The sequence below is a fragment of the Ralstonia sp. R-29 genome (assembly GCF_049913345.1).
Lineage (GTDB): Bacteria > Pseudomonadota > Gammaproteobacteria > Burkholderiales > Burkholderiaceae > Ralstonia.
This window is the reverse complement of record NZ_CP184378.1, coordinates 1,052,623-1,072,316: the sequence shown is the minus strand read 5'-3', so window position 1 is coordinate 1,072,316 and position 19,694 is coordinate 1,052,623. Positions and strand designations below refer to the sequence as shown.

Below are 19,694 nucleotides of genomic sequence, written 5' to 3'. Positions count from 1 at the left end.
CGCCCGACGCGTCGCTTCTACCGGTTTTTTCCACCGCACCCGCCAGAGAAACGGGGGCATTTTTCTACGTGAAGTTGGGAGTCATTGCATGGCAGAAGCAGATACCCAGGACGTGCGCACTGCGCTAGGCGACAGCGCAGCACGCCAGTTGGCGAACGCGACCAAGACCGTTCCGCAGTTGTCCACCATCAGCCCGCGCTGGCTGGTGCACTTGCTGCAATGGCAGCCGGTGGAGGCGGGCATCTTCCGCCTGAACCGCGTGAAGAATCCGCGCGATGTGCGTGTCGCCTGCTCGCAGCGCGACGAGGCAGAGCTGCCGCAGACCTTTGTCGACTACGACCAACATCCGCGCGAGTACTTCCTCAACGCGGTGACGACGGTGCTGGACGTGCATACGCGTGTGTCCGACCTGTACAGCAGCCCGCACGACCAGATTCAGCAGCAACTGCGCCTGACCATCGAGACCATCAAGGAGCGCCAGGAAAGCGAGCTGATCAACAACCCCGACTACGGCCTGCTGGCCAATGTGGATGAAACACAGCGCATCTCCACGCTCACCGGCGCGCCCACGCCGGACGATCTGGACGAGCTGATCACCAAGGTGTGGAAAGAGCCGGCGTTCTTCCTCGCGCATCCGCTGGCGATTGCCGCGTTTGGCCGCGAATGCACGCGCCGTGGCGTGCCACCGCCCACCGTCAGCCTGTTCGGCTCGCAGTTCCTCACATGGCGCGGCCTGCCGTTGATTCCTTCGGACAAGGTGCCCATCGACGAGAACGGCCTCACGAAGATTCTGCTGCTGCGCGTGGGCGACAAGCGCCAGGGCGTGGTCGGCCTGTACCAGCCGGGCGTGGCGGGCGAGCAAAGCCCGGGCCTGTCGGTGCGCTTCATGGGCATCAACCGGAACGCCATCGCGTCGTATCTGATTTCGCTGTACTGCTCGCTGGCCGTGCTGACCGAAGACGCGCTGGCGGTGCTCGAAGACGTGGAGATCGGCAAGTACCATGACTATCCCGACACCTACAAGTAATGCGCCCGGCGTGAGTGGCTTGGCGCTGCCGACGGGGGATGTGCCGGCGGGTTTGCCGGACGTGGCTGCGCTGGCGCAACTGGCCAACGCATTCTTCACGGCGCTACCTGGCAGCGAGCCGGAGCCCGCCATCGATCTGACACCGGTGGGCACATCGCCGCAACTGAGTGCGTTGCCCGTTGCGGATGCTGCACCGATTGCACCGCAGGTGCCTGTGCTGGGCGTGCCCACGCAGTACGCGGCAGCGCTGCCGCAGGTGGCTTCCGGTCATGGCCAGCCAGTACCTGCTCATCCCGTGTCGGCACCCAGTTCGCCGTACTACTTCCTGGGTGAGGCGAGCGGCTACCAGTCCGCTGTGCCGCATGCGGGGGTGGCGGCATCGGAGGCGGGTGTGCCGGATGATCGCGTCTCGGCGCAGCCGTTCCACCTGCCGGGCACGGATGCGCTGGCACGGTTGATCGATGGCGCGGCCGGCACGCCACCCGCGGGGCCGGACGCGTTGCAGCAGCCGGGCGGTGCGGCGCAGGCCGGGCAGTTCTACTTCCTTGCGCCACCCACGGTGCCTACGTTGGAAGCGTCACGTGACACCAGCCACCAGCCGCATCGCGCCAGCACGTTCGACGTGCAAGCGGTTCGGCGTGACTTTCCGATCCTGGCCGAGCGCGTGAATGGCCGGCCGCTGATCTGGCTGGACAACGCTGCCACCACGCACAAGCCGCAAGCGGTGATCGATCGGCTGGCGTATTTCTACGCGCACGAGAACTCCAACATCCACCGCGCGGCGCATGAACTGGCCGCGCGTGCCACGGATGCCTACGAGGGTGCACGCAACAAGGTCGCGCGCTTCCTCGGTGCGAAGTCGTCCAGCGAGATCATCTTCGTGCGCGGCGCCACCGAGGCGATCAACCTCGTCGCGCAGACATTCGGCCGTCAGCACATCGGCGCGGGGGACGAGATCATCGTCTCGCACCTGGAGCACCACGCCAACATCGTGCCGTGGCAGCAGCTTGCCGCGCAGGTGGGCGCGCGCATCCGTGTGATTCCGGTGGACGACAGCGGCCAGATCCTGCTGGACGAATACCGCAAGCTGCTGAGCAGCCGGACGAAGCTGGTGTCCGTCACGCAGGTGTCGAATGCGCTGGGGACGGTGACGCCGGTGCAGGAGATCATCGCGCTGGCACATGCGGCAGGTGCGCGCGTGCTGGTGGATGGCGCACAGGCGGTCTCGCACTTGCGTGTGAACATGCAGGCGCTGGATGCGGACTTCTACGTGTTCTCCGGCCACAAGATTTTTGGGCCGACGGGCATTGGCGTGGTGTATGGCAAGCAGGATCTGCTCGATACGCTGCCACCGTGGCAGGGCGGCGGCAACATGATCGCCGACGTCACGTTCGAGAAGACGCTGTACCAGCCCGCACCCGCGCGCTTCGAGGCGGGCACCGGCAACATCGCCGATGCGGTGGGGCTGGGCGCTGCGCTCGATTACGTCGATCGCATTGGCCTGGAGAACATCGCGCGCTATGAGCATGACCTGCTGGTGTATGCCACGCATGGGCTGTCGCGCATCCCCGGTTTGCGGCCGATCGGTACGGCCGCCGACAAGGCGAGCGTGCTGTCGTTCACGTTGGCCGGGTATCGCACGGAGGAGGTGGGCGCAGCGCTCAACCGCGAAGGCATTGCCGTGCGCTCCGGCCACCACTGCGCGCAGCCGATCCTGCGGCGCTTTGGGGTGGAGGCCACAGTGCGGCCATCACTGGCGTTCTACAACACGTGCGAGGAGGTGGATGAACTCGTGCGGGTGGTGGGGGCGTTGGCGCGGCGGTGAGCTTTTAGGACCGTTGGAGAAAGGCGCCCTGTCGGCTCTGTGTTAGGGCTGGCGGGGTGTTTTTTGTTTTGGCCTTTGCCCGGGGGCGGGTGTTTGTGGTCCATCCTCGGTATCGTCCCCTGCCGGGGCCGACTCACTTTTCTTTGTCTTGCCAAAGAAAAGTAAGCAAAAGAAAGGCGCGCTTGAGATGGCGACACCCCCTTGAATTTATGTGACCGTGCGGGGAAGGAGGCAAACTCGCTGCGCTCAGACAGGCCTCCTTCCTTTATCCGCCCGCCCACAGAAATTCAAGGCGCCATCAAGGGCCTAACGTCAAAAGACAAAGGCCAACCCATCGCGAGGTTGGCCTTGTCGTTTTGGCTGGTATGCCAACGGTTTGGCTTTTGACTTTCCTGCCCTATGCGGCGCCTTGAATTTCTGTTGCAAGGAGGAAAAAGAGGGGAGGCTTGTCTGAGCGAAGCGAGTTTGCCTCCCCTCCCTCCTTGCGACAGAAATTCAAGGAGTCTTTCGCCGCATCGGGCGCGCCTTTCTTTGCTTACTTTCTTTGGCAAGACAAAGAAAGTGAGTCAGCCCCGGCAGGGGATGAAACAAGGGATGGACCACAAACAAAAAAACTCACCGCGCTCTCACCGAGCCTTCAGTCGCCGCACCGAAACATCCCCCACCCACTGCACCAAGCTCACCAGCCCGATCAACACCACGATCACCACCGCCATGACAGTAGTATCGAAGCGCTGATACCCATAGCGGATGGCGATATCGCCCAGCCCACCCGCACCCACGGCACCCGCCATAGCCGATGCGCCAATCAACGACACCACGGTCAGCGTAAAGCCACCGATGATGCCCGGCAGGGCCTCGGGCAGCAGCACGTGCCAGACGATGTGACGACGCTCGCAGCCCATGGCCTGCGCGGCTTCCACTAACCCACGGTCGACCTCGCGCAGGCTGATCTCGGCAATGCGCGCGAAGAACGGTGTGGCGCTGATCGACAGCGGCACCACGGCCGCCCACACGCCAATCGTGGCACCCACCACCAGCCGCGTGAACGGCAGCAACGCCACCAGCAGGATGATGAACGGCGTGGCCCGAAAGCCGTTGATGAGCGCGCCCAGCACGCGATGCACGCGCGGCGATTCCAGCGCATTGCCCGGCGCCGTCAGCACCAGAATGAGCGCCAGCGGAATGCCGGCCAGCGCGGCGATCAGCGCAGAGGCCGACACCATCGTCAGCGTGTCGAACAAGCCCTGCCAGATGCGGTCAATCGTGAGCGGCGACATAGCCGAGGCTCCGGGTGTGTTGGGACAACTGCAGCGCCGCGAGCGCATTGGCTGAGAGCGTGCTGCCCGCAGCCGCGACCAGTACGCGCCCTTGCGTGCGGCCCTGGATGCGGTCAAGGTCGGCGCGCAGCAGGCGTGTGGGTTGGTGCAGTGCCTGTGCAATGTGCGCGAGCTCCGGCACGGCAGCGGCGCCGGTGTAGCTGAGTTCGATCAGTTGCTCGAACGGCGCACGCGCGGGCGGCGTCGGCAGCAAACGCAGGGCCACGTCTTCGGGCAGGCCGCCGCGCAGCGGTTCGAGCAACGCCCGTGTGGCGTCGTGCTGCGGGTCGCCAAACACGCGCCATACGGGGCCTTGCTCGGCAATGCGGCCAGCTTCGAGCACGAGCACGTTGTCACAGATATCGCGGATCACGCCCATCTCATGCGTGATGAGCACGATAGTCAGACCCAGGCGGCGGTTGATGTCGCGCAGCAGGGCGAGGATGGCGTCGGTGGTTTCAGGGTCGAGCGCGGAGGTGGCTTCATCGCACAGCAGAATTTCGGGGCGATGCACGAGTGCGCGGGCAATGCCAACGCGTTGCTTCTGCCCGCCGGACAAGCGCCCCGGATACACATGCTGCTTGCCCTCCAACCCGACCAGCGCCAGTAGCGCGTCCACGCGCTCTGCGATCTCGGCGGCCGGCACGCCCGCTACCTTCAGCGGCAGTGCGACGTTCTCCCACACCGTCTTGGCGGAAAGCAGATTGAAGTGCTGGAAGATCATGCCGATGCGCCGGCGCAGCCCCACAAGCGCGGCCGTGCCGAGCGTGCCGACATCCACGCCATCCACCAGCACGTGTCCGCTGGTGGGCCGTTCCAACCCGTTGATGGTGCGCAGCAGGCTGGATTTGCCGGCACCACTGCGCCCGATGATGCCGAAGATGCCCCCAGCCGGAATGTCGAGGTCGATCTCTTGCAGCGCATGTACATCGCCTGCCGCCGCGCGATACGTCTTGCCGACGTTGCGGAAGGTGATGGTGCCGGCGGTGGGTGTGGTGATGGCGGCGTCGGCGTGTCTGGCATGCGGCGCGATCGCGTCGGTCCAGAGGTGTGCGGGGTTTGAGACGAGTGTGGTCATGGCCTTACCGTTTTGCCGTCTTACCGTTTCACCCAGGGCAGGGTGAAGAGCTTGTCGTCGTTGGCATAGGACGTGCGCACTTGCTGGCGCACGGCTGGCGAATCCTGATACAGCTTGATGAAACGCGCGATGCGCGGGTCGTTGGCGTTGTCGTTGCGGGCAACGAAGCGGATGGCGAAGTACTCGTCATCGATGCCCGAATACAACAGGCCGGCGCTGGCTACGTCGGCCTTGCCGGCGTTGACGAGGTGTGCGGGATAGCCCTGCGCCAAGTCCACGTCATCCAGCGCGCGTACAAGCTGCGGGCCTTCGATTTCGACAAACTTCAGCTTCTTCGGATTGGCGACCACGTCGCCCAGCGTGCCGCGTGCGCCGACACCATCGCGCAGCTTGATCAGCCCTGCCTTTTGCAGCAGCAACAGGCCACGGCCCTGGTTGACCGGGTCATTGGCCACCGCCACGCGCGCGCCGTCCTTCAAATCGCTCAGGCGTTTGATCTTGCTGGAGTACAGGCCGATGTTGCCCAGCACGCCAATGCCCACGCTCTTGAACGCATAGCCACGCTCTTTGATGGCGTTTTCCAGGAAGGGCTGGTGCTGGAAGTAGTTGAGATCCAGATCGCCGGCAGCGAGCGCGACGTTCGGCGTGGTCCAGTCGGTCAGCTCCACCACCTTGACATCCAGCCCCTGCTTGCGGGCTTCGGCGGCGGCCACCTCCACGGAGTCGGCCAGCGCACCGGGCGTGACGCCAATGCGCAACGGCGCCGCGTGCGCGGCAGCCGCAAAGGTGAGGGCGGAGAGGGCGAGGGAGAGTCGTTTGATGAGTTTCATGGGCATGGATACCGCAAAAGGAACATAGGGAACATGCGGTGATTCCAGCATGGCAACCCGCCCGATTCCCACGAATATTTGCGTAGATGGTTACTCGGTCTGGGTTGGGGCGATATTTGCGCTCGGCCGGCGGTTCAATCTCAAGGAGGGGTCGCTTCGATGCAAGCATCTTTCAAACGCAGGCGTGCGATGGCGGGGCGGGTGGTGGGGCGTTTGCTGTTGGCAATCGCCGTCGTCCTGCTGGGGCTGACGGCGGTTGTTGGCGTGAATACGTGGCGACACGGCTCCCGCCAGTTGGACGTGCCCGCCGTCACGCCGGTGGCCGTGGATGGCGCAGCCGCAGCGGCGCACCTTGCCGAAGCCGTGCGCGCACGCACCGTATCCAGCGTCACCGATGCACAGTTGAATGCCGACCAGTTCCGCCAGCTGCATGCGATGTTGCAGGCGCGCTACCCCCAGGCGCACGCCGTGCTGCAACGCGAGCCCGTTGGCGACTTCGCGCTGCTCTATACATGGAAGGGGTCCGACCCATCGTTGCCACCCATCATGCTGATGGCGCACCAGGACGTGGTACCTATCGCGCCCGGCACCGAGGGCGACTGGACCCAACCACCCTTCGACGGCGTGGTGAAAGACGGCATGGTCTGGGGCCGTGGCGCATGGGACGACAAGGGCAACCTCATCTCGCAGATGGAAGCCATCGAGCTGCTGGCCGCCAGCGGCTTCAAACCGCGCCGCACCATCCACCTGGCCTTTGGCGCCGACGAGGAAGTGGGCGGCGAGCGTGGCGCCAAGCAGATCGCCGCGCTGCTCAAGTCGCGCGGCGAGCGGCTCGATTTCGTGATCGACGAAGGCCTGCTGATTACCGAAGGCGTGCTGCCGGGCCTGAGCAAGCCGGCCGCGTTGATTGGGGTGGCGGAGAAGGGTTTCCTCTCCGTGCAGCTCAAGGTGGCGGCCACGCCGGGGCATTCGTCGATGCCGCCGCCGCATGGCCAGAGCGCCATCGCCATGATGAGCGCCACGCTCAAGCGGCTGGACGATGATCAACTACCGGCCGGCATTCGCGGCGTGGCGCAAGAGATGTTTGCGACGCTGGCGCCCGAGATGCAGGGTTTCAGCCGCGTGGCACTGTCCAATCTGTGGCTGTTCGGGCCGATGGTGCAGAAGCAGTTGGAGGCCTCGGGCAGCTCCAACGCCATGCTGCGCACTACCACGGCGTTGACCATCTTCCAGGCCGGCAATAAAGACAACGTGTTGCCCGGCCGCGCCGAGGCTACGGTCAACTTCCGCTTGCTGCCGGGTGACACCATTGCCTCCGTCACCGCGCACGTGGAAGACGCGGCCAAGACGGCCGCACCGCAGGGCAAGTTCGAACTGAGCAAGCTGCCGGGCGCAAGCGAGGCGTCGCCGCTATCGTCCATCTCGCCCACGCAGTCGGCGTCGTATCAGCTGATCAACAAGACGGTGCGTGAGCTGTTTCCGGGCACGGTGGTAGCGCCGGGGCTGATGATCGGCGCCACGGATTCGCGCCACATGACCGAGATCGCCGACCATGTGTATCGCTTTTCCCCCGTGCGTGCCAAGCCAGAAGACCTGCCGCGTTTTCATGGCACCAACGAGCGGATTAGCGAGGCGAACCTCGTGGAGCTGATCCGCTTCTACCACCGGCTGGTGCAGCAGGCGGCGGGCTGATGTCAGTGGGCAGCCGCCACCAGCGCGTCGATGTGCGCGTCGTTGATGGCTTCGGGGCGGCGCAGTTGCGTGCTGCGGCTGCCGTCCACGGAGATGGCCGTGTCGCCGTGCACCGTCACGCGGCGCACCACGCGCGGCTGGTTGCCATAGTCGTTGATGGCGTAGTGCTGCGTAGCGCGGTTGTCCCAGATGGCCACGTCGTGCTGCCGCCATTGCCAGCGCGCGGTGTTCTCCAGCCGCGTGACGCGGCTCTGCAGTAGCTCGAACAGGCGCGTGGACTCGCTGCCCGGCAGGCCGGCAAAGCGCTTGACGAAGTGGCCGAGCAGCAGGGCGCGCTCGCTGGTTTCCGGGTGCACATGCACCACCGGGTGCGAGGCTTCATACACCGCGGCGGCAAACACATCCCGGTGATGCCGCAGGCGGGCGCCATCCAGTTGCGTGCGCTCGGCACCGTAGTCGTAGTCGTTGGTGTGCACGGCCCAGAGTTGCTCGGCCAGTTGCTTGAGCGTGTCGGGCAATTGTTCGTAGGCGCGTGCCGTGTTGGCCCAGACCGTATCGCCGCCATAGGCCGGAATCGTCACCGCGCGGAGGATCGACACCTTCGGAAACGCATCGAGGAAGGTCACGTCGGTGTGCCAGGAATCCGCGCGGCCGCCACCCTTTGAAGCATCGAGTTCAAACAGTTGCGTGCCGGTGGGCGCCGGCACGGTCGGGTGCGCAACGATGCGGCCGAAACGCTTGCCGAACGCTTGGTGGCGGTCGTCGTCCAGGTGTTGCTGATCGCGGAAGAACAACACCTTGTACTTCAACAGCGCCGCATACACGCTGGCAAACGTGTCTTCCGGCAGGTCATCCCCCAGCTTGATATCGAGTACCTCGCCGCCAATGTGCCCGGCCACGCGGCGGACGCGCAGCGCGCCAAACGTAGTGTCGATGTGGGTGTGGCGATCGTGCGACATAGGGGCTCCGGCAAGAACAAGGATCCCCCCATGCTAGCCAGCCGGCGCGGGGCGGAAAACGAACGGTTCCACATATCCAAATGCAGTTCAGTCCGTCATTTCGCTGAACTGTTCGCGAAAGATGCTGAACAGTTCAGCCAAAGTGTTCGCAACTGTTCATGTCAACGGTGTGGCCCGCCGCGCAAGATGGAGTCGTGCCGATCCGCAGTCCCCATAAAAAATCCACCACGAACCCCGGCACAGGAGTCTCCATCATGCGCGAAATCAGGATCTTTGAACTTGACCGGCCGGGCGTGCCGGTGAGCTGGCGGTCGGCACGGGCCCAAACCATCGCCGCACAGGCCGGGCGGTTGTGGGTCACGCAAGAGCATCAGTTGCAGGACATCTGGCTCAAGCCTGGCCAATCGATCGACGTGCCGGCGGGTGTGCGTTTCTGGCTGTCGGGCGAACCGGTCGAAGGCACGCCTGCGCGCTTTGCCGTGACGGAAGACATCAACGCACCGCGCCGCCTGCTGCGCTTCATTGCGCTGCTGGTGGGTGCCACCTATCGCCGGCTGCTGCGCGACGACGGGCAAGATGCAGCGCGTACGCCGTCGGCATTGCGGATTGGCACCTGAGTGCCTAAGTGGGAAACACCAGCCGGAACTCGGTCTGCCCGGAGCCTCCTTCGGGCGGGCTGCTGGCCTGCACGCGACCGCCGTGCAGGTCCATGATGGTCTTCACGATGGCCAGTCCCAAGCCCGTGGACTGGTTCGATTGCGCCCCGGATTGCGCTCGCGAGGGGTCGCCCCGGTAGAACCGCTCGAACAGCAGCGGCAGGCTGGCGGCCGGAATGCCCGGCCCTGGGTTGCGCACGGCAATGCCGATCCCGTCCGTGGTTTGTTCGATCACCACGTCGATGCGCGCGCCAGAAGGCGTGTGGCGCAGCGCGTTGTCGAGCAGGTTGTTGATCGCTCGGCGCAGCAGCGTGGCATCGGCATGCAGTTGCGCATCGCCGCTCACGTCGATGGCGATGTCGCGGTCCGCTGCCACCGCCTCGAAATAATCGACCAGCACTTGCACCTCGTGCCGCGCATCCAGCGGCGCGATGGATAGCGCCACGCGCGCGTGGTCCGCGCGGGCGAGGAACAGCATGTCTTCGATCATGTGCGACAGGCGCGCATATTCCTCCAAGTTGGATTCGAGCACGCTGCGGTATTCCTCACCCGTGCGCGGGTGCGCGAGCGTGACCTCAGTCTGGCCGACGAGGTTGGCGAGCGGCGTGCGGAAGTCGTGTGCCAAGTCCGCCGAGAACTGCGTCAGCCGCGCAAAGCCATCCTGCAGGCGCGTGAGCATGGCGTTGAGCGAAACCAGCAGATCGGCCAACTCGCGCGGCGCGCCTTGCAGCGTGAGGCGTGTATCGAGCTGACTGGGCACCACGGCCGCCGCTTGCTTGCCAATGCGTGCCAGGCCGCGCAACGTGCTGCGCACGAGCAACAGGCTCAACAGTGCGACCGCCACCACGCCGCCAATCACCGCAAACACGATGTGGCGCTGGTAATTGGTCAGCAGCACGGCACGGCTGTCGCCATCCTGCGCGACCAGCACGATGACGTTTGCGCCGCTTTGTCCCAGCGGTGCCTCTGCCGCCACCGCCCGCGATGCCATGCCGGTCATCGACGTCCACGTATGCACGGCCGATTCCGACGGCACCGCCGCCGCCCGCACCAGCGGCGGCATCGTGACCTGTTCGCCCTCGGGGTTCACCTCCACCAGCGTGCGGCCTTCGGGCGTGGCAATGCGCAGGATCAGGCCATCGTGGCCGGATACCACATCGGTATAGCGGTGCGCGGTGCGCGCCAGGTCGTCAGCGCTCTGCGCTTCGCTGGCCAGGTGGCGCAACTGCGTGATCTTGCCGATCAGCATGGCATCATCGGTCGCACGCAATTGCGCGTTGAGCGCGTAGTACAGATACGCGCCTGCCGCCGTGAGCGTGACCGATGCCACCACCACGAACGTCAGCACAAGCCTGCCGGCAAGGGACGCAGGCCAGCGCATCAACGGGCCCATCAGCGACCCACCGGATCCAGCACGTAGCCCATGCCGCGCAACGTGTGGATCAGCTTGTGCTCGAACGGGTCGTCCACCTTGGCGCGCAGGCGGCGGATCGACACGTCGACCACGTTGGTGTTGCTGTCGAAATTGACGTCCCACACCTGTGAGGCAATCAGCGAGCGCGAGAGCACCTCGCCCGCGCGGCGCGCCAGCAGGTGCAGCAGCGCGTATTCCTTGGCGGTCAGGTCGATGCGTTGCCCAGCGCGCGTGACGCGGCGCTTGATGGTGTCGATGGTCAGGTCTGCAATTTCGAGGACGTCGCTTTCGCGCATCGGGCCGCGCCGCAGGATGGTGCGCACGCGCATCACCAGTTCGGCAAAGGCGAAGGGTTTGACGAGGTAGTCGTCCGCGCCCAGCTCGAGGCCCTTCAGGCGGTCGGCCAGTTCGTCGCGGGCGGTCAGGCACAACACCGGCGTGCTCTTGCGGCGACGCAGTTCCTGCAGGACCTGCCAGCCGTCCATGCCGGGCAGCATGACGTCGAGCACGATCAGGTCGTAGTCGTGTTCCATGGCCTGGAAAAGGCCATCGGGGCCCGTGCGGGCGAGGTCGGCCACAAAGCCGGATTCCGTCAGACCCTTGAGCAGGTAGTCGCCCGCCTTGGGCTCGTCTTCAACAATGAGCAGTCGCATGAGAACAAAAGGGCGGGCGCGTCTGGCCCCGCCGTGGCTGCCGTGGTGACCCGTGATTACCGATTGCCGCCACGATATGCCAAAACGCCGCACGCTGGGCTGAAGATGACAAGTTTGTCATTTTCGGGTCATGCCCGCGTGGGGCACGCCTCCCTAGACTGGCCGCACTGACACCGCCCCCCTTCCTGTTTGCTCCCTATTTGCTGGTGTCGGGCTTTTCGAAGGAGATTCTCATGGCGATTCGATTCCAACGTGTGCTTCCCCTGGCGGCTCTGGCTGCCCTGCTGGCAACGGGCACGGCCGTGGCTGCGCAATCGGTGACAGTGCCGCAGGCCAAGAACAGCGCGCGTGACCCGTACACCGATGGCGCCCGGATTGGCGCGCGCGATGCCTATACCGATGGCGCCCGGTCCGGTGCACGTGACCCATACACCGACGGTGCCGCACGAGCCGCGCTCGAAGCCCGCGCCGGCACGCGCGACCCGTACACCGACGGCGGCCTCATCAGCCCGCGCGGCCGTGATCCGTACACCGATGGCGCCAACGCGTAATGCGTGGCTTTCAGTCCGTCGGGGCAGCTCTTGCGTGTCTTTTGGCTGCCCCTTTGGCTACCGCGGCGGCGGCTGACCCGGTTGCCGCGGTGGCGCTTTCTACGCCAGGTGAACCGGCTGCTACGGCGTCTGAACGCGTGACGCTGCAGCAGGCTGTCGAGCGCGCGGTGCAGACGCATCCCGCGTTGGCCGCGGCCGGTTATGAAGTCGCCGCCAGCGAAGGCGCGCTCGATCAGGCCCGCCGGCTGCGCAATCCCGAGGCCGCCTTCACGACAGAGGACGTCCGCCGCGACCGCGCCACGATAACGGCGCAACTGAACATCCCACTAGAACTCGGCGGCAAGCGCAGTGCACGCACGCGCGCCGCGGAAATCGCCCGAGATGCCGCAGCACAAGATGCCGCCGTGCTGCAGGCCCAGTTGCGTGCCGATGTCACGCGCGCTTTTTTTGATCTGGTGATTGCGCAGGAGCGCTTGACGCTCGCGCAGGCCTCCGACACATTGGCCGCGCAGGCAGAATCGGCCGCCACGCGGCGTGTGCAAGCGGGGAAGGTGTCACCGGTGGAACAGACCAAGGCCGGCGTTGCCCGTGCCAGCGCCGCCATCGAACTGCGCGATGCGCGCGCTGAGCTGCAGGTGGCGCAGCGTGCATTGGCTGCCTTCTGGGGCAGCGCCTCTGCCATGCCCGAAGCTGACGGCACTGCAGAGACCTTACCCATCGTGCCGCCCGAAGCGCGTCAGGCTACCGGCGCCTTAGTGAACACGCCGCGCGCCGTGCGCGCCCGGTTGGAGATCGACCGCCGCCAAGCACTCGCCAACGTCGAGCGCAGCAAGCGCGTGCCCGACGTGACGCTCAGCGTCGGGGCCAAGCGCGACAGCGCCGCGAACAACAACATGGCGGTACTCGGCATTGCTGTGCCGCTGCCGCTGTTCGACCGCAACCAGGGCGCCCAGCTCGAAGCGCAGCGGCTGGCCGACAAGGCGTTTGAAGACTACCGCGCCTTGCAGCTTGAACAGAACGCCACGCTTGCGCAGGATGTTGCGCGGCTCGATGCGGCCCGCACCGCCGTGCAATCGCTGCGGCAAGACGTATTGCCCGGCGCGCAGCGCGCCTATGACGCCGCTCGCATCGGTTTTGATGCCGGCAAGTTCAATTTTCTCGATGTGCTGGACGCCCAGCGCACGCTGTTCCAGGCGCGTGCGCAGTACTTGGCCGCGCTGTCGCGCGCGCATCAGGCGGCGGCCGGCATTGACCGCATTCTCGGCCGGTGATGCCGCCATCCCTTTTCTGCTGACCCTGCTGATATGACACTTCCACCGCAACAACGGCGCGCCATCGCGCTCATCGTCATGCTGGGCGCGCTGGCCGCCGCCGGGCTGTGGTTCGGCATGGGCGCGCGCCAGACAGCCGCCTCCGAGGCGGAAGCGGCCCCCGTGCCCGCCACCGCGCAACAGGCAGAGGGGCATGGCGAAGAGGCGCCTCATGCCGAAACCCTGGCCATGACGGCCGAGGCCATCACGAACGCCAAGATCGGTGTGGAAACCGCAGGCGCGACCGAGTTGAGCACGGAAGTCGTTCTGCCCGGAGAGATCAAGCTGAACGAAGACCGCACCGCCCACGTCGTGCCGCGTGTGGCCGGCGTGGCCGAGAAGGTGGCGGTGGAGCTGGGCCAGCCGGTGACGCGTGGGCAACTGTTGGCCGTGCTGTCGAGCCCCGCGCTGTCGGACCAGCGCAGCGAACTGCAAGCCGCGCAGCAGCGCCTCGCACTCGCGCAGGAAACGCACGCGCGCGAAAAGCGCCTGTGGGAACAGGGCATCGCCGCCGAGCAGGACTATCAGCAGGCACGTACTGCGTTGCAGGAAGCGCGCATCGCCGCAGACAACGCGCGCCAGAAGCTAGCAGCCATTGGCGCGGCACCGGCCGGTTCGGCGTTGAACCGCTTTGAGTTGCGTGCGCCGTTTGATGGCGTGGTCGTCGCCAAGCATCTGTCGCAGGGCGAGGCTGTGCAGGCGGAAACCGCCGTCTTTACCGTGGCGGACTTGCGCACCGTATGGGCGGACTTCTCCGTCACGGCAAAAGACCTGGAGGCGGTGACCGCCAACGCCGCCGCCACCGTGCGCGCCACGGCCACCGGCACGGCCGTGCAGGGCAAGGTGTCGTACGTGGGTGCATTGCTGGGTGAACAGACCCGTACTGCCCCAGCACGCGTGACGTTGGACAACCCCAAGCTGGCCTGGCGCCCCGGCATGTTCGTCAACGTGTCGGTTGAATCGGGCTGCGTGCAGGTGCCGGTGGCCGTGCGTGCCGATGCCGTACAGAACGTCGACGACAAGCCTTCCGTGTTCGTGCCCGTGCCGACCGGCTTTGAGGTGCGCCCCGTCAAGACCGGCCGCACGGACGGCACCTGGACGGAAATCCTCGAAGGCCTGCCCGCCGGCACGCGCTACGCCGCTGCCAACAGCTACGTGCTGAAGGCCGAAGCCGGCAAGTCTGCCGACCACGGCCACTAAACGGAGGCGCCATGTTTGAACGCCTTCTGCGCACCGTCATCGCGCAACGCTGGCTGGTGCTGCTGGCTGTGCTGGCCACCGCTGCATTCGGCGCGTACAGCTACACACGCCTATCGATTGATGCGGTGCCCGACATCACCAACGTGCAGGTGCAGATCAACACGCCTGCGCCGGGCTATTCACCGCTGGAGACCGAGCAGCGCATTACCTACGCGCTGGAAACGGCGATGGCCGGTCTGCCGAAGCTGGAGCAGACGCGTTCGCTCTCGCGCTATGGCCTGTCGCAGGTGACGGTGATCTTCAAGGAGGGCACCGATATCTACTTTGCCCGCCAGTTGGTGAGCGAGCGCTTGCAGGCCGCCAAGGAACAGTTGCCCGCCGGTATCTCACCGAGCATGGGGCCGGTCTCCACGGGCCTTGGCGAGATCTATCTATGGACCGTCGAGGCGGATGCCAACGCGCGCAAGCCCGATGGCACCGCGTATACGCCGGCCGACCTGCGCGAACTGCAGGACTGGGTGATCCGCCCACAGATCCGCAACGTGCCGGGCGTGACCGAAGTGAACACCATCGGCGGATTCGCAAAGGAGTTCTTGGTTGCTACGAGCCCCGAACGATTGGCGTCGTACAAGCTCGCGCTGGCTGATGTGGTGACCGCGCTGGAGCGCAACAACGCCAACGTCGGCGCTGGCTATATCGAGCGCAAGGGCGAGCAATATCTCGTCCGCGCGCCAGGCCAGTTGCGTGACGCGGCCGATATCGGCAACGTCGTGCTCGCCAGCCCCAACGGCACGCCGGTGCGCTTGCGTGACGTTGCCACCATCGAGAGCGGCAGTGAGTTGCGCACGGGTGCCGCCACCAGCAACGGCCGCGAGGTCGTGCTGGGCACCGCCTTCCTGCTGATGGGCGAGAACAGCCGCACCGTTTCGCAGGCGGTGGACAAGCGCATGCAGGAGATCCGTAAAACGCTGCCGGCGGGCATCCGCGTGGAATCGGTGTACGACCGCACGGTGCTGGTCGACAAGGCCATCGCCACGGTCAAGAAGAACCTGCTGGAAGGCGCCATTCTGGTCATGGCTGTTCTGTTCCTCTTCCTCGGCAACCTGCGTGCGGCGCTGCTGACTGCGCTGGTGATTCCGTTGTCGATGCTGATGACCTTCAGCGGTATGGTCTCGGCCAAGGTGAGCGCCAACCTGATGAGCCTGGGCGCGCTGGATTTCGGCATCATCGTTGACGGCGCGGTGGTGATCGTCGAGAACTGCGTGCGGCGTCTCGCGCATGCGCAGGAGGCACGTGGCCGACCACTCACGCGCGCGGAACGCTTCGAAGAGGTATTCGAAGCCGCCCGCGAAGCACGGCGCCCGCTGCTGTACGGTCAACTCATCATCATGGTGGTGTACCTGCCGATCTTTGCGCTCTCGGGCGTGGAGGGGAAGATGTTCCACCCGATGGCGATTACGGTGGTGCTGGCGCTGGCTGCGGCCATGGTGCTCTCAATCACGTTTGTGCCCGCAGCCGTAGCGTTGTTCATTGGCGATCGGGTGGCCGAGAAAGAGAACCGCTTGATGACCTGGGCGCGCAATCTGTATGCGCCGCTGCTCGAGCGTGTACTCGCGGCGCCCGCTGTGGTGCTCACGTTTGCTGCGGTGGCCGTGACGGTCTCGCTGGTGGCTGCCACGCGCCTCGGTGCAGAGTTCGTGCCCAACCTGAACGAAGGCGATTTCTCCATCCAGGCGATGCGGGTGCCGGGCACGGGGTTGGCGCAATCGCTGGAGATGCAGATGCAGATCGAGCGCACGCTCAAGGCGAAGTTTCCCGAGATCGAACGCGTCTTCGCGCGCACCGGCACCGCCGAGGTGGCCACCGATGTGATGCCGCCCAGCATCTCCGATGGCTACATCATGCTCAAGCCTGAGAAAGACTGGCCTAACGGACCAGACGGCAAACGGCGCACTCGCGACCAGTTGCTCGCCGACATCCAGGCGACGGTGGATGCACTGCCCGGCAATGCGTACGAGTTCTCGCAGCCGATCCAGCTGCGCTTCAACGAGCTGATCTCCGGCGTGCGCAGCGATGTGGCTGTCAAGGTGTTTGGTGACGACATGAGCGTACTAGAGGCCCAGGCGAGACTCATCGCGGCGCAACTCGGCAAACTGGCCGGCGCCGCTGAGGTGAAGATCGAACAGACCGGCGGTCTGCCGTTCCTCAACGTCGATATTGATCGGGACAAGGCGGCGCGTTATGGCCTCTCCATCGGAGCAATCCAGGACACGCTGTCCGCTGCTATCGGCGGCAAGGATGCGGGCACGGTGTTCCAGGGTGACCGCCGCTTCGGCATCGTTGTGCGCCTGCCGGAAACCGCACGTAGTGACCCCGCTGCACTGGGTCGTCTCCCACTCGCATTGCCCAACGGCCAGGGCTACGTGCCGCTATCCGACGTGGCCACGCTCAATGAAGTGACCGGCCCCAACCAAGTCAGCCGGGAAGACGGCAAACGCCGCATCGTCGTCAGCGCCAACGTGCGCGGGCGCGACATCGCTTCGTTCGTCGAAGAAGCGCAGGCCGTGCTGGATGCGCAGGTGCGTCTGCCGACCGGCTACTGGATGGCGTGGGGTGGGCAGTTCGAACAGTTGCAGTCCGCCACCGGGCGCCTGCAGCTTGTGGTGCCGCTGGCACTGGCCATGGTGTTCACGCTGCTGTTCATGATGTTCGGCAACCTGAAGGATGGACTGCTCGTGTTCTCGGGGATTCCGTTTGCACTGTCGGGCGGCATTCTGGCGCTGGCGTTGCGCGGCATTCCGTTGTCGATTTCGGCGGCGGTGGGGTTTATCGCGCTGTCGGGCGTGGCGGTGCTCAACGGGCTGGTGATGCTGAGCTTCATCCGCAGCCTGCGCGAGGACGGCAAGTCGGTCGACGTTGCCGTGCGTGAGGGCGCACTGACACGTCTACGCCCGGTGCTGATGACGGCTCTGGTGGCATCGCTCGGTTTCGTGCCGATGGCGCTGGCGACCGGGACGGGCGCAGAGGTGCAGCGTCCGCTGGCAACGGTGGTGATCGGCGGGATTCTGTCGTCGACGGCGCTCACGCTGCTGGTGCTGCCGGTGCTGTACCGGTTGGCCTATCGACGGGATGACGCACGAAACGTCGCGGCGCAGGCGGATTCGGCCGTGCCGTCCGCCGCGCCGTAGGGAAGGGCGTTACTGGTCGGCCTGCAGTGCCGCGATGATCTTCTCGGCGTGGGCCTTCAGCTTGTCGTTGTCGGCCTGCACGCGAGCGTGCGGTTGGAGCGGGGTATCGCTGTAGCGTGGCAGCACGTGGAAGTGCACGTGCGGCACGGTCTGGCCGGCGGCGCTGCCGTTGAGCTGGAAGATGGCGATGCCCGGCGGCGTGAACGCTGCGCGCACGGCACGCGCCAGCTTGCGCGTGGTGCGGATGGCGGCCGAAGCAGCCTCGTCCGACAGGTCGAATAACTCCGCCGCGCCCTCCTTGGGCAGCACCAGCACGTGGCCCTCGGCCTGCGGCATGATGTCCATGAAGGCCAGCGTGTGCTCGTCTTCGTACACCTTGATGCAGGGCAGCTCGCCGCGCAGGATCTTGGCGAAGATGTTTTGGTCGTTGTACGTCGCGGGGGTGGTCGCTTCGGGCATGGGTGTCTCCGGCAAACGGGAAAATGGCAGCGGGCAGTATATATGCCGCAGGCGACCGCGCGCGCAGCCTAGACTTGGCCTGGATCAAGCCGTGCGGTCGTCCAACGACAGCGGCGCGGCGACGTGCTCGAGCGGTTTGCGTTCCGCAGCGGTCCCCCAGCGGGCCTGCACGGCGGCGGCCAGCAGCATCAACACGGCACCGAACACATAGCCACTCAACACCGCGCTGCGCGAATGGGTGTCAATGAGCCAGCCGAACAGCACGGGGCCGGCCACGCCACCCAGCCCCGTGCCGACGGCATAGAACAGCGCGATGGCCAGCGCACGCACTTCCAGCGGAAACGTTTCACTGACCGTCAGATACGCCGAGCTGGCGGCGGCCGACGCAAAGAAGAACACCACCGTCCACGCAAGCGTCTGCGTGGCGCTGTCCAGCACGCCTGCCTTGAACAGCACGCCGCTTGCCAGCAGCAACACACCGCTGATCGCATAGGTGGCGGCAATCATCGTGCGCCGGCCAACCACGTCAAACAAGCGCCCGAGCAGTAGCGGCCCGAGGAAGTTGCCCAACGCGAACGGCAGCAGATACGTGCCCACCTTCGTGGCTGCCACGTCATAGAAATCCGTCAGCACCAGCGCATAGGTAAAGAAGATCGCGTTGTAGAAGAACGCCTGCGCTGCCATTAGCGCGAGCCCCACCAATGCGCGCTGACGGTGCTGCACGAAGACCACGCGCGCCACTTCAAGCAGGCCCGGATGGCCGCGGCTGCGCAGGCGCAGCGCGGGCAGCGGTGCGGTGTCGAAGCAATGGCCACGTGCGGTGATGTCGCGTTCGATGTCGCACACAATGGCTTGCGCTTCGTCATGCCGGCCGCGCGTAATGAGCCAGCGCGGGCTCTCCGGAATCCAGAAGCGCATCACCAGAATGACGAACCCCAGCACCGCGCCGATGAGGAAGCACAGCCGCCAGCCGGTATCCACGCTCATGTGTGCTGGGTCCAGCAACCACAGCGTTGCTCCGGCACCCAGCGCCGCGCCCACCCAGAACGTGCCGTTGATGGCGAGGTCCGTCCACCCGCGCACGCGCGCCGGCGTCAGCTCCTGGATGGTCGAGTTGATGGCCGCGTATTCCCCGCCGATGCCCGCGCCCGTGAGCATCCGAAAGAGGACGAGGCTGGCGAAGTTCCATGAAAACGCCGTCGCCGCTGTCGCCGAGATGTACACGCCCAGCGTGATGAAGAACAGCTTGCGGCGGCCCCATCGATCCGTCAGCCAGCCAAACAGCAGCGCCCCCAGCACCGCGCCCACCAGGTAAGCGCTGCTGGCCACGCCAACCTGCGCGTTGCTGAGGTGCAGCGCAGGGCTTTGCTTGAGGGCGCCGGCCACCGCGCCGGCCAGCGTTACCTCCAGCCCATCCAGCAGCCACGTGATGCCCAGCGCGATGACCACGCGCGTGTGGAAGCGGCTCCAGGGCAGGCGGTCAAGCCGGCTGGGCAGATCGGAGGAGTGGGCAGTGGCGGAACCGGGCATCGC

16 protein-coding genes are annotated in these 19,694 nt (G+C 65.7%); 8 read left to right on the top strand and 8 right to left on the bottom strand.

Annotation, left to right across the window (positions count from 1 at the left end):
* Positions 1-88: 88 nt before the first annotated feature.
* Positions 89-1,027 carry a family 2A encapsulin nanocompartment shell protein gene (locus tag ACN9M1_RS21935; RefSeq protein WP_426398960.1) on the top strand — a complete coding sequence of 313 codons (939 nt, stop codon included), beginning with the start codon at positions 89-91 and terminating at the stop codon, positions 1,025-1,027.
* The gene (locus ACN9M1_RS21930) at positions 1,002-2,852 is read left to right on the top strand and encodes a family 2A encapsulin nanocompartment cargo protein cysteine desulfurase (protein WP_426398959.1); all 1,851 of its coding nucleotides are present in this window, start codon (positions 1,002-1,004) and stop codon (positions 2,850-2,852) included. Before ACN9M1_RS21935 ends, ACN9M1_RS21930 begins: the two co-directional genes overlap by 26 nt.
* A 626-nt stretch (positions 2,853-3,478) precedes the next feature.
* On the opposite strand, the gene ACN9M1_RS21925 is transcribed toward ACN9M1_RS21930, so the two are convergent.
* From ACN9M1_RS21925 to ACN9M1_RS21915, 3 genes are read right to left on the bottom strand one after another with little or no spacing between them, the layout of a single operon-like run.
* Complete coding sequence (locus ACN9M1_RS21925; RefSeq protein WP_426398958.1) at positions 3,479-4,132, bottom strand: methionine ABC transporter permease; 654 nt, start codon at positions 4,130-4,132, stop codon at positions 3,479-3,481.
* Positions 4,113-5,249 carry a methionine ABC transporter ATP-binding protein gene (locus tag ACN9M1_RS21920; RefSeq protein ID WP_426398957.1) on the bottom strand — a complete coding sequence of 379 codons (1,137 nt, stop codon included), beginning with the start codon at positions 5,247-5,249 and terminating at the stop codon, positions 4,113-4,115. The genes ACN9M1_RS21925 and ACN9M1_RS21920 overlap by 20 nt, the downstream gene beginning before the upstream one ends.
* Before the next feature lie 20 nt (positions 5,250-5,269).
* Positions 5,270-6,079 (bottom strand): MetQ/NlpA family ABC transporter substrate-binding protein, encoded by an 810-nt coding sequence (locus tag ACN9M1_RS21915; RefSeq protein WP_426398956.1) that lies wholly within the window; start codon positions 6,077-6,079, stop codon positions 5,270-5,272.
* A gap of 159 nt (positions 6,080-6,238) precedes the next feature.
* Between ACN9M1_RS21915 and ACN9M1_RS21910 the strand changes: the two genes are divergently transcribed.
* Positions 6,239-7,771 (top strand): M20 family peptidase, encoded by a 1,533-nt coding sequence (locus ACN9M1_RS21910; protein ID WP_426398955.1) that lies wholly within the window; start codon positions 6,239-6,241, stop codon positions 7,769-7,771.
* 2 nt (positions 7,772-7,773) lie between these two features.
* Here the strand turns inward: ACN9M1_RS21910 and ACN9M1_RS21905 are convergent, their stop codons facing one another.
* The gene (locus ACN9M1_RS21905; RefSeq protein WP_426398954.1) at positions 7,774-8,730 is read right to left on the bottom strand and encodes a TauD/TfdA dioxygenase family protein; all 957 of its coding nucleotides are present in this window, start codon (positions 8,728-8,730) and stop codon (positions 7,774-7,776) included.
* A 254-nt stretch (positions 8,731-8,984) separates the two neighbouring features.
* Between ACN9M1_RS21905 and ACN9M1_RS21900 the strand changes: the two genes are divergently transcribed.
* Complete coding sequence (locus ACN9M1_RS21900; protein WP_426398953.1) at positions 8,985-9,347, top strand: DUF2917 domain-containing protein; 363 nt, start codon at positions 8,985-8,987, stop codon at positions 9,345-9,347.
* A 4-nt stretch (positions 9,348-9,351) separates the two neighbouring features.
* Here ACN9M1_RS21900 and ACN9M1_RS21895 read toward each other — a convergent pair whose 3' ends face one another.
* Positions 9,352-10,770 carry a heavy metal sensor histidine kinase gene (locus ACN9M1_RS21895; RefSeq protein ID WP_426400703.1) on the bottom strand — a complete coding sequence of 473 codons (1,419 nt, stop codon included), beginning with the start codon at positions 10,768-10,770 and terminating at the stop codon, positions 9,352-9,354.
* Positions 10,771-10,778: 8 nt separating this feature from the next.
* Positions 10,779-11,453 (bottom strand): heavy metal response regulator transcription factor, encoded by a 675-nt coding sequence (locus ACN9M1_RS21890; RefSeq protein WP_426398952.1) that lies wholly within the window; start codon positions 11,451-11,453, stop codon positions 10,779-10,781.
* Positions 11,454-11,686: 233 nt separating this feature from the next.
* Here ACN9M1_RS21890 and ACN9M1_RS21885 point away from each other — a divergent pair, with 233 nt between their 5' ends.
* Genes ACN9M1_RS21885 through ACN9M1_RS21870 form a run of 4 tightly spaced genes read left to right on the top strand, consistent with a single transcriptional unit; the run spans position 11,687 to position 17,702 of the window.
* Complete coding sequence (locus tag ACN9M1_RS21885) at positions 11,687-12,004, top strand: hypothetical protein (RefSeq protein ID WP_426398951.1); 318 nt, start codon at positions 11,687-11,689, stop codon at positions 12,002-12,004.
* Positions 12,005-12,045: 41 nt separating this feature from the next.
* Positions 12,046-13,275 (top strand): TolC family protein, encoded by a 1,230-nt coding sequence (locus ACN9M1_RS21880; RefSeq protein ID WP_426398950.1) that lies wholly within the window; start codon positions 12,046-12,048, stop codon positions 13,273-13,275.
* 33 nt (positions 13,276-13,308) lie between these two features.
* Positions 13,309-14,514, top strand: coding sequence for an efflux RND transporter periplasmic adaptor subunit (locus tag ACN9M1_RS21875; RefSeq protein WP_426398949.1), 1,206 nt, complete (start codon positions 13,309-13,311; stop codon positions 14,512-14,514).
* A gap of 11 nt (positions 14,515-14,525) precedes the next feature.
* Positions 14,526-17,702, top strand: a complete 3,177-nt coding sequence (locus ACN9M1_RS21870) for an efflux RND transporter permease subunit (protein WP_426398948.1) — start codon at positions 14,526-14,528, stop codon at positions 17,700-17,702.
* A gap of 9 nt (positions 17,703-17,711) precedes the next feature.
* Here ACN9M1_RS21870 and ACN9M1_RS21865 read toward each other — a convergent pair whose 3' ends face one another.
* Positions 17,712-18,161: an HIT family protein gene (locus ACN9M1_RS21865; RefSeq protein WP_426398947.1), complete on the bottom strand. Its 450-nt coding sequence runs from the start codon at positions 18,159-18,161 to the stop codon at positions 17,712-17,714.
* A gap of 84 nt (positions 18,162-18,245) precedes the next feature.
* Complete coding sequence (locus tag ACN9M1_RS21860) at positions 18,246-19,691, bottom strand: MFS transporter (protein ID WP_426398946.1); 1,446 nt, start codon at positions 19,689-19,691, stop codon at positions 18,246-18,248.
* Between the last annotated feature and the right edge of the window lie 3 nt (positions 19,692-19,694).

What these genes read in the sequence shown, in the direction of transcription:
- ACN9M1_RS21935 (WP_426398960.1), top strand. Translation starts at nt 89, where the DNA reads ATGGCAGAAGCAGATACCCAGGACGTGCGCACTGCGCTAGGCGACAGC.
- ACN9M1_RS21930 (WP_426398959.1), top strand. Translation starts at nt 1,002, where the DNA reads ATGACTATCCCGACACCTACAAGTAATGCGCCCGGCGTGAGTGGCTTG.
- ACN9M1_RS21925 (WP_426398958.1), bottom strand. Translation starts at nt 4,132, where the DNA reads ATGTCGCCGCTCACGATTGACCGCATCTGGCAGGGCTTGTTCGACACG.
- ACN9M1_RS21920 (WP_426398957.1), bottom strand. Translation starts at nt 5,249, where the DNA reads ATGACCACACTCGTCTCAAACCCCGCACACCTCTGGACCGACGCGATC.
- ACN9M1_RS21915 (WP_426398956.1), bottom strand. Translation starts at nt 6,079, where the DNA reads ATGAAACTCATCAAACGACTCTCCCTCGCCCTCTCCGCCCTCACCTTT.
- ACN9M1_RS21910 (WP_426398955.1), top strand. Translation starts at nt 6,239, where the DNA reads ATGCAAGCATCTTTCAAACGCAGGCGTGCGATGGCGGGGCGGGTGGTG.
- ACN9M1_RS21905 (WP_426398954.1), bottom strand. Translation starts at nt 8,730, where the DNA reads ATGTCGCACGATCGCCACACCCACATCGACACTACGTTTGGCGCGCTG.
- ACN9M1_RS21900 (WP_426398953.1), top strand. Translation starts at nt 8,985, where the DNA reads ATGCGCGAAATCAGGATCTTTGAACTTGACCGGCCGGGCGTGCCGGTG.
- ACN9M1_RS21890 (WP_426398952.1), bottom strand. Translation starts at nt 11,453, where the DNA reads ATGCGACTGCTCATTGTTGAAGACGAGCCCAAGGCGGGCGACTACCTG.
- ACN9M1_RS21885 (WP_426398951.1), top strand. Translation starts at nt 11,687, where the DNA reads ATGGCGATTCGATTCCAACGTGTGCTTCCCCTGGCGGCTCTGGCTGCC.
- ACN9M1_RS21875 (WP_426398949.1), top strand. Translation starts at nt 13,309, where the DNA reads ATGACACTTCCACCGCAACAACGGCGCGCCATCGCGCTCATCGTCATG.
- ACN9M1_RS21870 (WP_426398948.1), top strand. Translation starts at nt 14,526, where the DNA reads ATGTTTGAACGCCTTCTGCGCACCGTCATCGCGCAACGCTGGCTGGTG.
- ACN9M1_RS21865 (WP_426398947.1), bottom strand. Translation starts at nt 18,161, where the DNA reads ATGCCCGAAGCGACCACCCCCGCGACGTACAACGACCAAAACATCTTC.
- ACN9M1_RS21860 (WP_426398946.1), bottom strand. Translation starts at nt 19,691, where the DNA reads ATGCCCGGTTCCGCCACTGCCCACTCCTCCGATCTGCCCAGCCGGCTT.